This is a genomic window from Yersinia sp. KBS0713, from assembly GCF_005937895.2.
Classification (GTDB): Bacteria; Pseudomonadota; Gammaproteobacteria; order Enterobacterales; family Enterobacteriaceae; genus Yersinia; species Yersinia bercovieri.
The window spans coordinates 4085849-4101766 of sequence record NZ_CP042173.1 but is presented as its reverse complement, the minus strand read 5'-3'; the positions used below and the strand labels follow the sequence as shown (position 1 = coordinate 4101766).

Genomic DNA, 15918 nt, shown 5'->3' with positions numbered 1-15918 from the left:
CGATGCGGAACACATGCCGCCAGCTTATTTATGAAGCCCATTTATTTATGAAAGTAATTTATTTATGAAAGTAATTTATTGATGAAAACACTGAGACAATTCTATTATCTTGCCAGGCCGTTTTGGGGCATTCGTTCAGCACTGCTGGCCTGGCTGTTGCTGCTGGTGGTGCTGGCGCTGAGCCTCTCTTCGGTTTGGTTTAATGTGCAACTTAACCAGTGGAATGGCGAGTTTTACAATGCATTGCAGCAATTGAATAGTCAGGCGCTGTATCGTTTGCTGCAACACTTTATCCTGCTGGTCAGCGCCCTGATTCTGGTGGTGGTGTTTGCGGATTACCTGAAACAGCGGCTCATCATGCGCTGGCGGACGGGCATGACCGAGCATATTCTGGCGCGCTGGCTGTCCCATAAAGGCCAGCATTATGCATTGAAAATCAATGCACTGGTGCCGGATAACCCCGACCAGCGCATTGCCGAAGATGTCCGACTGCTGATTGAGTCCAGCCTGCGCTTGCTCATCACCTTCCTGCACTCCTTGCTCACCCTGATTTCATTCGCCACCATCTTATGGCAACTCTCCGGCAGCATCAGCTTCTCGCTGGCTCAGCACAGTTTCACGTTGCCCGGCTATATGTTCTGGGTCTGCATCCTCTACACCCTGATTGGCATTGGCCTGACGCACTGGATTGGTTATCCGCTGCGCCAGCTGAATATGGATCGTCAGCGGCGTGAGGCGGATTACCGCAGCGGGCTGATTGCCCGTCGTGAAGCCAGTGATGCCATCGCCGGACAGCGGGGCGAGCAACATGAGCGCGGGGCGCTGTTGCAGCATTTCCGCGCTGTGGCCGAGAACTGGTATCAACTGATCCGCTACGAAAAAAACCTCTCATTCTTCACTGTCGGCTATCAGCAACTCAGTGCGCTGGCGCCGATTTTCTTTGCGCTGCCGAAGTTTCTGGCGGGTGAATTGCTGCTGGGCGGATTGATGCAGATCCGCCAATCCTTCGCGCAGGTGGCGGGGGCCTTGGGCTGGTTTATTTTCTCCTATCGAGAAATTGCCGCGTGGCAGGCCACGGTGACTCGCTTATACAACTTTGTGGTGCTGCTGGATGCCGAACCGACCAGCCCGGTGGCGAGTGCGCCGGAGGGGGAGTTACCACTGCGGGCCACACTGGATCTGCACACCGCCGATGGTGCGCTGCTACTGAGCAATATTCGGATCACTGCCGCCGCGGGCAGCCTGACCCTGATTCAGGGGCGCTCGGGAATTGGCAAATCCACCTTGCTGCGCACCCTGAGCGGCCACTGGCCCCATTATCAGGGCCGAATTCAGCGTAGTGACAGTGTGAGTTGGCTCCCCCAGCGCCTCTATCTGCCCCATGAGCGGCTGGACGATCTGCTCGCCTATCCGGCGCAGCGCAGTGATTTCAGCACCGAACAACTCCAGCAGGCGCTGGCGCAGGTCGGTTTGCCGCAACTGAACTACCAGTTGGCCCTCTCCACTGACTGGCAGCAGCGCTTATCGGGCGGCGAGCAGCAGCGGCTGATGTTTGCCCGCTTATTGCTGAATAAACCACGGCTGATTTTACTGGACGAAACCACCTCGGCACTGGATGCCGCCAGCGCCTGCCAGCTATTGCGTTTACTGCGCCAACAACTGCCCGACAGCGCAGTGCTGCTGGTGAGCCACCAAACTTTTCTGGCTGAGGTCGCCGACCATCAATACCGCCTCGATGATTTATCCGATGCGATTCAAGGAGTTGCTACAGCATGCTTAACCGATTAGTACGAATCCACGCCCTTTGCCGGTTGTTGGCGTGGGTGATGTTGGCGTGGGGTCTGCCCGCGTCTGCGGCTGAGACGTCATCGACGCAGGAGCAAAAACTGCCGATGCGGGCTGATCTCCAGCACCTCACGCTGGACAATGGCTTGCAGTTATACCTGCTGCCGCGTGACCAACCCGGCGTGGAGTTGCGCCTGCTGGTCAACAGCGGCTCGCTACAAGAGAGCGAACAGCAGCGCGGACTGGCGCATTTTGTCGAGCATATGGCCTTCAAAGGCACGACACACTTCCCCGGCACCAGCAGCTTTAAATCGCTGGAGAAACAGGGGATTACACTGGGGAGCCATGTCAATGCTGTCACCAGTCTGAATGCCACCACCTATAAGCTGTCACTGCCGAACGCCGATGAAAAACAGCTCACCTTGGGGCTGCGGATTTTAGCCGATTGGGCGCAGGGTATCAGTTTTGAACCGACGGCATTTGATAAAGAGCGGCAGGTGATTGTCGAGGAGTGGCGCTTACGTCAGGGGGTGGGGTTCCGCATCAATCAGGCATTGGAGCGCTTGCGTTATCACGGCAGCCGCTATGGCGAACGTGATCCTATTGGTTTGCTGGATGTGGTGCGGCAAGCGCCGGTCAGTGAGGCGGTCAACTATTATCAGCAATGGTATCAGCCGCAACGGATGGCCTTGGTGGTGGTGGGGCGGTTTGATGCGGACAGTTTGCGCCAGCAGATCAACAGGTTATTTGCGATGCCCGCCCCTCAACAGCCCGCGCGCGATGATGCCCACTGGCAGAGTTTTACCCCACAATCGGGCTTACTGCTCAGCACGGTATTTGATGCTGAACAGGGGACGCGCATTATTCAACTCGCGCTCCAACGTGATCTGGCGGTCCCGCTAAACAGTGCTAATGGGCAGTGGCGCGACCTGCTCGATACCCTGTGGCTGACCATTTTTAACCAGCGGCTATCATTGCTGGTGGATAACGATCTGTTATCGATAGCGAGCATCAATCAACAAGGCGCACTGCTGGATAACCGCCGCATTCAGCACCTGATGATTGCCCGACCACAAGGCAACGACTATAACGGCACCCTGCGCCAGCTATTCACCGAGCTGCAACGGATGGCGACCACGCCGGTGAGTGACGCCGAGTTGAAGGCGGCGCGTCAGCAAATTCTAACGAAACTGAGCCAGCAGGCCGCCGGAGAGAGCCGCTATCAGCATGATTATTTGGCGGATAATCTCACCACCGCCATTGAATTTGATCTGCCGATGCTCAACAAACAGCAGCAATTGGCGATGACTCAAAGCTGGCTTGAGGCGATTGGCCCACAACATGTTCAGGCGCAAGTGGCTGAATTACTGGAGAAAGGAACGGCCCGTTTGGCGCTGATTGGCCCTGACAGTGATCAATCGCAGGTGGATAAAAAGCAGCTGGCGGCGATGTGGAGCAGCATCCGTCAGAGTGCGCCGGGGGCATTCACCCTGAAACCGAAACCTGTCACTCTGACGGTGACGCCGCCGACCGCCGGTAAAGTGGTGCAGCGCCAGACCTTGCCGATCCCTGATACCCAGCTCTGGAGCTTGAGCAATGGCATTCGGGTGATTATCAAAGCCAATAACCGCCTAAAAGATGATGTGCAGCTATCACTGCGCATCCCCGGCGGGCGCTCACTGGAGGAGGATAAGCAGATCGGCGAAGTGAACTGGGCGATGCGACTACCCGAAGTGAGTGGTTACGGCCAGTACAACCCGCGCCAGTTGGCGCAGTTAGCCAAGCAAGCCGAGGTGGCGATCGCGCCTTATGATGAGATGTTGTTCCATGGTTTGCGCGGCTCGGCACCGGCTGACAAGCTGGAGCTGCTGCTGCAACTGCTCTACCTAAAAATCACTGCCCCTCAGTTTGCCGCAGATAAACTTACGCAGCAAAAACAGTCATTTGCGTTAGGGATAGAGAAACAGCCGGTCGAGCGCCGCTTCCTCGATAGCATCACCGAGGTGGGCTATCAACATGGCGAACGGCTGCTGGTCACGGCGACGGGGCCGTGGCGTGATTTTACGGTGACAGGGCTTGAACAGCGCCACCGCCAGCTGTTTGCTACCACGCAGGATATGACGGTGACACTTAGTGGTGCGCTGGATGAGAAACGCCTTCAGCCGCTGGTAGAGAAGTGGTTGGGCGGCCTGCCACGCAGTGAGCAGCGCTTGCACTGGCGCGATTTGGCGATCAAGCCGCTGAATCAGGCGATGAGCCACGACTATCCGCTGGCGAGCAGCCCGAAAACCATGGTCAGTATGCAGTTCTCGGCCGAGGCGCAATGGTCGCAGCCGAATCAGTTGGCGCTGCAGCTGTTGGATAAAGTCGTCACCTTGCGGCTACGTTATGCCATGCGCGAGCAGGCCAGCGGCATCTATACTTTGGGCTTCTCACAACTGCTGGCAAAACTGCCGCAGCCTTACTATCTGGCGCGACTCAACTTCACGTCAGCCCCTGAAAGGGCGCAGGAGATGGCGCAGATGGCGCAAAAAGTTTTGCAGCAAATCGCCGCTGAGGGCGTCACGCCATCGGAGCTGGAGAAGGCGAAAAAAGCGTGGTGGATTGAGCAGGACGCCAGCCGTACCAGTGCCAGCTATTGGACTGATGCGCTGGCACAGGTCGCCAGTGATGACGGCAACTTTGCGCTGTTGGCACAAGAGGAGTCGCAGTTGAAGGCGGTCACTCTCCAGCAGATCAATGAGCTAGCTGCGCAATGGTTGGGGCGTAATCCGAAAGTCTTTAGTTTGAGTCCGGCGAAAACCTAACTTTCTCCACCATGGGAGCAGTTAAAACCCATAACGTTCATCTATAGAAGAGGCGGGACATCTTAAGGTTTTTAAAGTGGCCTTAATAATAAGGGAGTGGAGTATTCCGAAAAATGGATATGTTTCACCCTCGCTAATAAGGGTATAAGAATGTATTGAATTTTCCCCTTGACTTAAAATGTCCTACTTTTATTGCTAACGAGTTAATCAATGTTATCTGTTATATGTAAATTACCCTGGCTCTTGCCTTTGGTACTATTAGTGGCTTGCCAGCAGCCAGTGAATAAAACGATTCGACCTACCGCTCAGCAGCAAATCAAACAATTATCAGCATTGGTTGCCGGGGCGCATTATCTACAGAAAAATTGTCAGCGGATGGAAGTACCTGATGAGGAGGTGCTGGTAAAAACAGCGCTGAATCTGGCGGTTTCCCGCCATTGGGACATCAGCGTACCCGCTTATAAATTGCTTGAAGAGCAGAGTCAGCAACGCTATCAGGCGCTGGTGAAAGAGAACGATGCAGAAAAGCCCTTGTGCACAGAGCTTAACTTATTGATGGTTGATTTTGTCAATGAGGCTCAGCGCAACATCGGGTGATGCTGCGCTGTTACCCTGCTAACGGTAGCACTGGAGAAATAGCATTTACTAACCGCTAGTTCGCCGTCGCTGCGGCTCTATTGGTCGCGACCGCCAGCGAGACGCCCGCCGCCCGCAATCGGGTTAATATACTGAATAATAAGGCACTTTTTGTATCACTCACCATCCGTGGACTCGGCACCAGACCCGTCACACTGAGCACAATGCCGTCAGGGCTTAATTGGCTAAATTTCACCGAGGGTGCCGGTGTCGTGAGTATTGATTCGTGCTCTTCGTAGGCTTCTATCAGCAACGCCTGCGCCAGTTCCACATCCAAATCCAGCGGGAAGGTCAGCGCGATGGTCACCACCCCTTGGGCATTGGCCATGGTGGCATTGCGCACATTTTGCGAAATCAATTGGGAGTTGGGCACGATAACCGTCGAGCGGTCACTGAGCTGGATTTCAGTAGCGCGAACATTGATACGGCGAATATCACCCTCCACCCCACTGATACTGATCAAATCCCCCACCTTAACCGGCCGCTCAGTCAGCAAAATAATCCCGGAAATAAAGTTCTTCACGATCTCCTGCAAACCAAAACCGATACCTACCGATAGCGCACTAACAATCCAGGCTAACTTATTCCATTGGATGCCGAGCACCGATAATGTCAGCAGAATCACCAGCACGTAGCCAATATTACTGAATAGCGTGACCGCTGAGGTTTTTATGCCGTTATCCATCTGGGTTTTGGGCAGGAAATCATTATTTAGCCAGCGGCGTGCCGCTTTTAAGATATATAGCCCGACAAGCAGACAAATAGCGGCATTTAGTAAGTTGGTGGGAACAATATTTAATTTTTCCAACCCTTCGCCGCTTAACAACTCCATGGCTTTTTGCAGCAATGAAATCGGGGTGGTAGAGCCAAAGGTGCCGTTGAGCAGGGCGATGATCGCCAGCAATATCAGGAGCACTTTGCTGGTGGCGGATAATAATGTCGCGGCTTGCGCTAAATGGCGATCATCAATATTCAGTGATTGCTTAATGGCTTTACCGGCGCTGCTGGTGGGGGAAAAGAGACTTTCCGCTGAATCAACGAACAGGTGGACTAATAAATATAAGCAGGCAAGAACCAGACAACTCCACACCAGTTTGTAGCTTAAGAATTTTGCGAGCGCGATATAACCGACCAACAGTGACAATAATATGGCGATAGCCGTAATACCAATGGCGAAATGAATCAGCCCCGCTAAGGTGGAGTAAGCTTCCGGTTTTTCGCCATTGATAATCAGATTACGGCGCACCCGATTGGCCCGTAACGGAATAATCGCCGCAGTGAGTGCCATTAACAGAGCCGAGATGCCATTGCCAAAAATAGCCCCGGAGACGCTGATATTGATCATGTTATTCATCTGATCAATCGCGCCAAAAATCATGATGCAGCTGGCTAAGAGCGGCGGGAACAGCTTCAGTGAGACGGCAACTTCATCGGCAATGGCGGGTAAACGCCATGAGGGGCGCTGGTTGGATAAAAATGCTCGCCCCAGACCCGCGACTAATGCCGAGAAGAACATCAACTGAACAAAAGCCAGCGAAAAATCCATCACTACCTGTGATACATCCGGCGTGCGGGTAAAGGCCTGCGTAATGCATTGTGCCATCGTCACCGTAATCAGCACGGTCGATAAGGTGGTAGCCGACGCCATAAAACTGCGGCGTAGCGGGCCTTGCGGCAGGCATTTGGTACAGAACCAGGCGGTCAGGAGATCAAGGGATTTAAAACCAAATACGCCGATCAGCAGTGTCAGCAGCAGGTACATTGAGGTACCAAGCCGCCATTCGGGTTCCCACGCAGCACTCCAGGCATCGCCAAGTTCTTGCATAAAATCTTTTAAGCGTTGGTCATCATCGCTATTCGGATTGACAATCGGCGCCCAGAAATTGGCCCCCAGAATGCTGCCGGAATTTAGGGCGATTTGTGATTTTAGGGCGGTACGCCGTAACGAGGTAATCTGGGTGGCCAGGTTCTCGGCATTAGTTTTAATCGCCTGAGCCTGATCATTCTGCCCCTCTAACTGGACTTTCCGAGTATTCAGTACCCGCCGCTGTTGGGCCACCACTGGGGTCTCTGCTAATGCACCGGCAACTGGGGGCGGGCCTAACACATCCAGTTGCGCTTGCAGTTGTTCCCGCTTGGGTTTCAGATCGGCGAGCAGTATATCGGCATCACGAACCAGCGCTAATGCGGTTTCATTTAGCACACTGAGCTGATTGTCGGAGGCGCTGACAGAGATGCTCTGTTTCAGTTTATCGAGCTGTTTTTGCAAGCTAATTAGCTGCACCGACACCGCCGGTTTAGCCGGCTCTTCACTGCTGTCAGATGTGGCATCTGCGGCTGTGGCGGCAAAGGCTACTCCGGCTGTAGAGGTAAAAACCAGCACCAGCAGCAGACAGATCAGCGCAGAGTATTGACGCGAAACAACGTACCCAATCTTTTTCATAAAACCGGTTAGCCTGAAAGTGAGTGCCACGATTATCCCAAGAATTTAGTGTAGACCCAGGGTCTGGCGGCCATTGTGGCATACACCACCTATTCCTGAATAATCTTACTCTGATAATTACGCACTCAAATCAAATGATAAAGATAATAATTCTCATTGTAATTATCGATTCTATTTAATAGATTGTCCGCTGCACTGATGGACCCCACAATATGTGGCGCGCAAGCAAGGGTATTTGCGATGCGGAAATAGCAATGGAAGCTAATTAATAACCCTCTATTTTATCTGCTTAATTATCTGGGGAAGATAACGATGCTCTCGGCTTTCATCATCAAGCGTTCTGCTGTTTTGTGTTCATTGGCGATATTTATTCCATTAGCGTCGGTTGCCGACGATACGATAGAAGTGACCGCTAAAGCGGGCCACGCGGCCGATTTACCCACCTTGGGTTACACCGCCAAAACTACCAAAGGGGCAACGAAAACCGACCAGCCGTTAATTCTGACGGCACAGGCGGTTTCAGTGATTACCCGCCAGCAGATGGACGATCAAAATGTCGCCACAGTTAACCAGGCACTGAATTATACGCCGGGCGTTTTTACTAACTTCTCCGGTGGCGCGACCCGCTATGACACCATTGCCCTGCGCGGTTTTCACGGCGGGGATGTGAACAATACTTTCCTCGATGGTCTGCGCCTGCTCAGTGATGGCGGCAGCTATAATGTGTTGCAGGTGGATCCTTGGTTCCTTGAGCGCATTGATGTGATCAAAGGCCCCTCTTCGGCGCTATATGGTCAGAGCATCCCCGGCGGTGTGGTGATGATGACATCCAAGCGCCTGCAATTTACCTCTGAAGGCCATTTCCGTCTGACCGGCGGCAATAACAATACACAATCTGCGGCCTTTGATTATACCGATGCGATATCTGAGCATTGGGCATTTCGCCTCACAGGGATTACTCGCAACAGTGACACCATGTATGACCATCAGCGCGAAGAGCGCTATGCGATCGCGCCGTCACTGCTATGGCAACCGGATGAAAATACCTCGCTGCTACTGCGGGCTAATTTGCAAAAAGATCCCTCCGGTGGTTCCCACAGCTCAGTACCGGCGGATGGCAGCATCTATGGGCAAAAGTTGAGTCGTGGCTTCTTTGATGGCGAAAGTGACCGCAATGTATTTAAGCGCTGGCAGCAAATTTATAGTTCTGAATTCTCACATAAATTCGATGATGTCTGGTCATTCCGCCAGAATGCCAGCTACACCCACTCCAATACCCAACTGGAGCAGGTGTATCAAGGCGGTTGGAATAGCGATCGCACATTAATGAATCGTTATTACTCCGGTGAGGACTCCTCACTTAATGCCTTTGCCGTGGATAACCAACTGGAAGCGGATTTTGCCACCGCCGCCGTTGGCCATAAGGTGATGCTGGGCTTTGACTTCCAGAAGTTCAGCAACAATCTGCGCAGCGACAGTGCCTATGCCACCACCCTGAATCCTTACACTGGCGTGTCTGGCGGTAGCACGCTGTATCGCGACTATCTGCTGACCACTCCCGGCATCAACACCTCTTACCTAAACCGCCGCTATGAGCAGAGCGGGGTTTATCTGCAAGATGAGATGACGCTAGATAATTGGCACCTGAATTTATCTGGTCGCTACGACCGAATGAAAACAGAAAATAGTGATAAAACAGCGAATAGCAGTGATGAGCGCACCGATAATCACGCCAGCGGGCGCGCCGCCTTGCTCTATAGCTTTGATAGCGGCATCTCGCCATATGTCAGTTACAGCCAGGCCATCACGCCAAGTCTATTCCCGGATGCGCAGCAAAAATTACTGAAACCGATGACCAGCGAGCAGTATGAAGTGGGTATCAAATACCAGCCGCCGGGCAGCACGTCACTTTACTCCGCCGCTCTATATGATCTGACACAAAATGATGTGGCGAACCGCGCCGTGCCGGCCACCTATTATGTGCCCGCCGGTAAAGTGAATTCGCAGGGGCTGGAGCTGGAAGCCAGAAGCCAGATTAGCGATCGCTTAAGTGTGATCGCCGGCTATACCTATAACCGAGTTAAATTCAAAGATGCCATTGATGGTAATGATGGCAATACGCCAGTGTTAGCGCCATCAAATATGGCGTCGCTGTGGGCGCAATATGAAGCGGGGTATGGCATTAATGTCGGTGCAGGTATCCGTTACATTGGCAAACAGTGGGCTGATGATGCCAATACCTTGCGGGTGCCTTCCTATACTCTGGGTGATGCCTCTGTTCGTGCGGATCTTGGCACCTGGGCGGCCTCGCTGAAAGGCGCATTTATTCAATTGAATGTAAATAATATCGCAGATAAGAAATATATCGCCGCGTGCTATAACACCTCATATTGCTACTGGGGTGCTGAACGTTCTGTATTGGCAACAGTGGGTTACGATTTCTGATAAAAAATAGGGCTGGCCTCGACACGGGTATTGCGTCGGGGCCAGCCCATTCAGCCTGATGCCAACCATCTCTCCTCAGCGCCAAAATGGACGGCTGTAATCCCGCTTGATATCTTCCCGCGTCAAGCCGATATCCCTTAATTGGTCTGAACTCAAGCGCGCCATTGTATTGGCTGTTTTGCGCCGTTCATTCCATTGATATAGGTATCTGTATGTTTTCAGCCATAACTGAATAACAATATTGTGGCGGTTTTTTGTTGCCCGCATAGCTGACGAGCAGCACTCATCTATTTGATCTTCAATTATATTATTCATTATTGACTCCCCGTCACTAGGTGAGCCATTAGCATGAGGCTTTGGCAAAAAACATTACAGATGCAATTTTGGACTATTATTTCCATACAGATATGAGATATATGATCTGAACGGCGTAAATTTAGGCCATCTGTACTGGTGCAATAATTTATCAGGTGATTTCGATGACACGTTACCAACAACTGGCTGATATTCTGAGTCAACGAATTAAAGAAGGGCTGTATATCGCCGGGGAGCGCCTCCCCTCGGTCAGAGTGTTGAGTGACGAGCATGGCGTCAGCATCAGTACTGTGCAGCAGGCTTATCGGCAACTGGAGGAGTGCCTGCTGATCGAGGCGCGAGCAAAGTCGGGTTACTTCGTGCGTTGCAGCTCAAATTTACCTTCGTTGCCCGCAATATGCAGCCATGCACAGCGGCCAGTAGAGATATCTCAGTGGGAGAATACGCTGGCGTTTCTGACTCGAGGCGATCAAGAGAGTGTCATCCATCTTGGGGTGGGTTCGCCTGATATCTCCGCCCCGGGGCTAAAAATACTCAGCCGCTTACTTAGCCGTATTAGCCTCCATCAGAGTGAGGAGGTGCTGGAATATGACAATATTTATGGTTCCCCGGTTTTACGTGAGCAGATTGCTCGGCTGATGTTGGACAGCGGCAATCATCAATCGGCGGAGAACATCATCATTACTTCAGGGTGCCATGGGGCGCTGGCGGTGGCATTGGGGTCGGTTTGTCAGCCCGGCGATATTGTTGCCGTGGATTCCCCCTGTTTTCACGGCGCGATGCAAACCCTGAAAGGGATGGGTATGAAGGTGATTGAGATCCCAACCGATCCGATCTCGGGGATCAGTCTGGAAGCTTTGGAGATGGCGCTGGATCAATGGCCGATTAAGGCGGTTCAACTGACGCCGACCTGCAATAATCCGCTGGGCTATAATATGCCAGATGAGCGCAAAAAAGCCCTGCTGACTTTAGCCCAGCGCTACGACATCGCGATTATTGAAGATGATGTGTATGGCGCACTGGCATATCAATATCCGCGTCCACCGACCATCGCCTCATTTGACGACGACGGGCGGGTATTGCTGTGTAGCTCTTTCTCCAAGACCGTGGCACCCGGTTTACGTATTGGCTGGATTGCACCGGGGCGCTATTTAGATAAAGCACTGCATATGAAATACATTTCTGCCGGACGAGTGGCCACGTTACCGCAACTGGCGATGGCAGAGTTCATCAAGCAAGGGCATTACATGCAGCACTTGCGCCGGATGCGCCGCCAATATCAGCGTAATCGCGACATTATGATCGGCTGGGTGATGAAGTATTTCCCGCCGAGTACCTGCCTAAGCCGGCCAGAAGGTAGCTTTATGTTATGGGTTGAACTGCCTCACGGATTTGATAGCCTGCGCCTTAATCGTGGCTTATTGCCGCTGGGAGTGCAGGTGGCGGCTGGATCGATCAGTTCCGCGTCGGGGAAGTATCGCAATTGCTTGCGGCTTAGCTACAGCAAGCCAATGACCGCAGAAATTGAGCGGGCGGTGCAAAAAGTAGGTAAGGCGATTTATGAATTGCTGGCAGCGGGTGAGCCTAAGGGAGCGGAAAAGCAAAACCAGCGATAAGCTGGTCTCAATTTGGGATGCAAGGCAATTTATTGGCGCAGATAAATTTGCGGCAAGGCAGTTTCTGGATGGCGTGAAATCCCCAAATCTGCCTGATACCAGCGGGTCAGTGTTTCGGCATTGAGCACCTCCTCTGGTGTGCCACAGGCCACCAATTCACCCTGCGCCAACAACAGAATGCGATCAGCGTATAACGCCGCCAGATTCAGATCGTGGAGCACACAGCAGACTGCCAGCGGCTCCTGATTGGTCAGTTGGCGTAGCAAGCGCAGTGTGTGCTGCTGATGATACAGATCCAATGCGGATGTCGGTTCATCCAGAAACAGCCAGCGCGGTGAGGGTTCTGGTTGCCATAACTGTGCCAGCACGCGAGCCAATTGTACCCGTTGCTGCTCGCCGCCAGAGAGTGCGCGGTAATCACGTTGAGCCAGTGTCAGACAGTCCGTTTGCGCCATAACTTCTTGCAGCGCCTGACGGTTTTGCGCCTTGCCATAAGGTGCGCGGCCCATCTGAATCACTTCGCTGACACTAAAGGGAAACGCCAGATCACTGTATTGGCGCATCACCGCACGGGTACGGGCCAATGCCTGTGGCTGCCAGCTATTCAGGTTCTTGCCGAGTAACTGACACTCACCGCCAGAGGGGGCCAGATAGCCAGTCAACAACCGCAGCAGGGTAGATTTACCCGCGCCATTTGGCCCGATAATCGCCACCATTTCACCGCTGGCAATTTGCAGCGAGACCTCATTAATCAGCCGCTGCCCCTGCACATGGTAGGAGAGGTGGTTCGCCTCCAATAAAGCAGCCGGTGCCCTTGTCATATCAGCCTTAGCGATAGGCGCACTAGCTAAATTGACCTCCATCATATTAGCCCCAGTTATATCAACCACTACGTTGCTCCCGCTGACGTAAAATCAGCCATAGAAAATAGGGGCCACCCAGCAGGCTGGTGATCAAGCCGACGGGCATTTCAGCCGGAGCGACCAGAGTTCGTGCCAGGGTATCGGCAGTTAGTAACAAGCAAGCCCCACCCAGTGCGGCACCGGGCAGTAGCCAACGGTGGTCAGCCCCGATACGCATACGGATCAGATGTGGCACCACCAGCCCGATAAAACCGATAACCCCGCTGACTGCCACCGCTGCACCAATGAGAATAGCGCTGAGTAGTAGTAAACGCAGTTTGGCTTGCCGCACATTGACTCCGAGATAGTGCGCCTCTTCATCCCCGAGCTGTAACAGATTCAGTTGCCGCGCTTGCATTAAGCCCAGCAAGCAAGCGGGTAGGATCAGTGATGCCGCCACCATCAGGGTTGACCACTGTGCCTGACCCAAACTGCCCATGCTCCAGAGTGAAAACTGGCGTAATTGCTGATCATCACTGATATAGGTCAACACGCCAACGGCGGCACCGCACAAGGCGTTGATGGCGATACCGGCTAGCAGCAAACGGGATAAGTTGCCATGGCCCCAACGGCTGAGGGTGAAGATAATAGCCGAGATGGCCAAACTGCCGATAAAAGCCCCTACCATATGGCTATAAAGTGCCAGTAGCGGTGGCAAGCTGAATGGCATAATGATAATCAGCCCGACACACAGGGCGGCACCGCTGCTGATACCCAATAATCCGGGGTCAGCCAGCGGGTTACGAAATAGCCCTTGCATGATAGCGCCGGAGACGGCCAGTGCGCAGCCAACGACCACGGCTAACAGCACACGAGGCAGGCGAATATTTAGCCAGATATGCCACATAGCATCATCTAATGAAGCATGCCACAGGGTGCGAAACGAGAGGGTTAATGCCCCCATATTGGCCGAGCCGAGAGCTAGGATAATCAGGATCATCAGCAAGATGCTTAGCATCAGGCGCGGATGGACACGACCATTCATTGTGCTTGTTCCATGCCCTTGCGCAGTTGCGCCAGCACTTGTGGTGTTTCCAGACCAAAACCGAGTAGCGCCATGTCATCAACGACCAACAACCGCTTATGCTTACCGGCTGGCGTCAGTGCCATACCGGGTAATTTCCAGATCCCCTCACTACCTCCCAAGGCTCTTACACCATCACTGGTGATCAGTAATAAGTCGGGTGCACTGGCGATAACACCTTCCTGAGATAGTGGACGATAACGACTGAAGCCCTGCATCGCGTTACTGCCACCGGCAGCACGGATCATGGCATCTGCGGCGGTATTTTGACCCGCGGCCATTGGGGTTAGCCCCCCGTGGCTCATGACAAACAGCACTTTGACCGGCAGTGGCGTGCTGCTCACTGTGGCTAACCGTTGCTGATAGTCTTTAATCAGTTGTTGCCCTTGCTCTGACTGATGAAGTGCCGCCGCGACCGCGCTAATCTTCGTCGTCACACTTTCTGGCGTCGTTTTTCCCGGTATGGTGACCACCTTCACACCACTATCAGCAACCTGTTTCAGCGCCAGTGAGGGCTGCGCCAGTTCGCTGACCAGCAGCATGGTTGGCTTCATCGCCAGAATGCCTTCGGCATTGAGCATTCGCATGTAACCGACATCAGGCAGCTTCTGCACTGCCTGCGGTTGTAGACTGGTACTGTCACGGGCCACAATCTCGCCACCGGCACCCAGTGCGTAGGCTATCTCTGTTACATCACCACCAATGGTGACAATACGTTCTGCGGCCGACGTATTCGCAGCCGACGAATTTGCAGCTAACGTATTTAGCGGCAGAATACAGGCGCTCAGCGACAGAATGAAAGGGAGTGACAGTAGCCTTAGTCTCATGCGGCAATATCCTTATTGATCAGAAGAGCAATCTGCTCACGCCATTGATTTTGCTCTGGTTGCCCTTCAGTGCGTTGACCATAAAGCTGAGCGAGTTGGGTGCCATCTTCGGCAAACAGCTCTAAACTGGTGACAAAACCATCTTTGGTTGGCTTACGGGTGATCCAGCTTTCAGCAATGGCGGTTTCAATCAGATGCAGTGTAAACCGCTTGTTGAACACATTAATCCACTCTTGATGTGGGGTGACTTTCTCAATCACACCAGTGAAGATTTGTACGCAGCCACGGTTGCCGACAAAAATCATGATTTCGTTCTGATCTTGCAGGGCAATATTGAGCAGTTGTGTCAGTGAGCTGTTGTCAACGCGGTAAGCGAGATCATCACCTACGGCGCGGAATGCTTGCTGACGGGTCAGGTTATTGCGTTTGAGCAACTGGAAGAACTGGTGCACGTCGGTCATGGCGCGCCATTCGGCATCTACCGTGGCATCATCGGCGGTAGGTGCGGTGACTTCAGCGGGGCTGAGAGGTTCTAGCTGCAGTGCTGGGTTTTCAGCGCTGACGAATTTCGCCAGTAGTGCTTCCCATGCTGGCATGTCGGTTTGTTCAGTGACATACACTTTGTGTAACGCATCGCCTTGATGGTCGAAGAACTGAATACTGTGGCGGACACCGTGACGGGTCTCTTCTGTCAGGGTGAATACGCTAGCCCACTGATTGAGGAACAGACGCAGATCCAAATCACGTGGATTGAGGATCAAACCGGCATGACCATTCAGATGCTGGTTCTCGTAACGGCCCATTTGCTCATGCACGGCATAGGTGTTGCGGGTGATGGCTTTGACTTCACCGACCGCTTCCAATGCCGCCAGCAGTGTGCGGGCATCTGCCTGTAAACGCTTGGCATCGTGTCCGACACGGCTGTGGGTCAGTTCAGCCTCAGAAATATCCATCAGCGTGGCTAAATCGCGTGCGTACTTGCCTGGGTTATCTGCTTTGGCTTGTAAGTATTGCTCGTATATTGATGTGCTCATTATAAGTTCCTCATTCTATTGATTTTTTATATGCAGGTGACGATTCTAAATCATAACCCGGCAATACTATTTTTGGGTGTGCCG

11 protein-coding genes are annotated in these 15918 nt (G+C 53.0%); 5 read left to right on the top strand and 6 right to left on the bottom strand.

The genetic code is table 11. The features are described from left to right. Positions 1–81 precede the first annotated feature (81 nt). The 3 genes from FFE93_RS19420 (at position 82) to gspS (ending at position 5189) form a co-directional block, all read left to right on the top strand. Positions 82–1788 carry an ABC transporter ATP-binding protein/permease gene (locus tag FFE93_RS19420; protein ID WP_054872506.1) on the top strand — a complete coding sequence of 569 codons (1707 nt, stop codon included), beginning with the start codon at positions 82–84 and terminating at the stop codon, positions 1786–1788. Beyond that, complete coding sequence (locus FFE93_RS19415) at positions 1773–4592, top strand: M16 family metallopeptidase (protein WP_409994327.1); 2820 nt, start codon at positions 1773–1775, stop codon at positions 4590–4592. Before FFE93_RS19420 ends, FFE93_RS19415 begins: the two co-directional genes overlap by 16 nt. Before the next feature lie 210 nt (positions 4593–4802). Continuing rightward, the gene (gene gspS / locus FFE93_RS19410) at positions 4803–5189 is read left to right on the top strand and encodes a type II secretion system pilot lipoprotein GspS (protein ID WP_032898366.1); all 387 of its coding nucleotides are present in this window, start codon (positions 4803–4805) and stop codon (positions 5187–5189) included. 55 nt (positions 5190–5244) lie between these two features. Here the strand turns inward: gspS and FFE93_RS19405 are convergent, their stop codons facing one another. Further along, complete coding sequence (locus FFE93_RS19405; RefSeq protein ID WP_186367678.1) at positions 5245–7701, bottom strand: DUF3772 domain-containing protein; 2457 nt, start codon at positions 7699–7701, stop codon at positions 5245–5247. A 282-nt stretch (positions 7702–7983) separates the two neighbouring features. Between FFE93_RS19405 and FFE93_RS19400 the strand changes: the two genes are divergently transcribed. Next, on the top strand, positions 7984–10116 hold the full coding sequence (locus tag FFE93_RS19400) for a TonB-dependent siderophore receptor (protein ID WP_138775821.1): 2133 nt from the start codon (positions 7984–7986) through the stop codon (positions 10114–10116). A gap of 75 nt (positions 10117–10191) precedes the next feature. On the opposite strand, the gene FFE93_RS19395 is transcribed toward FFE93_RS19400, so the two are convergent. Beyond that, complete coding sequence (locus FFE93_RS19395; protein ID WP_049602925.1) at positions 10192–10431, bottom strand: DUF1127 domain-containing protein; 240 nt, start codon at positions 10429–10431, stop codon at positions 10192–10194. A gap of 164 nt (positions 10432–10595) precedes the next feature. Here FFE93_RS19395 and FFE93_RS19390 point away from each other — a divergent pair, with 164 nt between their 5' ends. Continuing rightward, entirely contained in the window at positions 10596–12047 is a 1452-nt protein-coding gene (locus tag FFE93_RS19390) for a PLP-dependent aminotransferase family protein (protein ID WP_054872509.1), read from the top strand. Between the two features lie 29 nt (positions 12048–12076). Here FFE93_RS19390 and FFE93_RS19385 read toward each other — a convergent pair whose 3' ends face one another. The 4 genes from FFE93_RS19385 to FFE93_RS19370 form a co-directional block, all read right to left on the bottom strand. Then, positions 12077–12868, bottom strand: a complete 792-nt coding sequence (locus FFE93_RS19385; RefSeq protein WP_032898372.1) for a heme ABC transporter ATP-binding protein — start codon at positions 12866–12868, stop codon at positions 12077–12079. Positions 12869–12929: 61 nt separating this feature from the next. After that, entirely contained in the window at positions 12930–13934 is a 1005-nt protein-coding gene (locus FFE93_RS19380; RefSeq protein WP_032898364.1) for a FecCD family ABC transporter permease, read from the bottom strand. Continuing rightward, a complete protein-coding gene (locus tag FFE93_RS19375; RefSeq protein WP_138775818.1) occupies positions 13931–14800 on the bottom strand; it encodes a hemin ABC transporter substrate-binding protein in 870 nt (289 codons plus the stop codon). The genes FFE93_RS19380 and FFE93_RS19375 overlap by 4 nt, the downstream gene beginning before the upstream one ends. After that, on the bottom strand, positions 14797–15834 hold the full coding sequence (locus FFE93_RS19370) for a hemin-degrading factor (RefSeq protein ID WP_138775816.1): 1038 nt from the start codon (positions 15832–15834) through the stop codon (positions 14797–14799). Before FFE93_RS19370 ends, FFE93_RS19375 begins: the two co-directional genes overlap by 4 nt. Positions 15835–15918 lie beyond the last annotated feature (84 nt).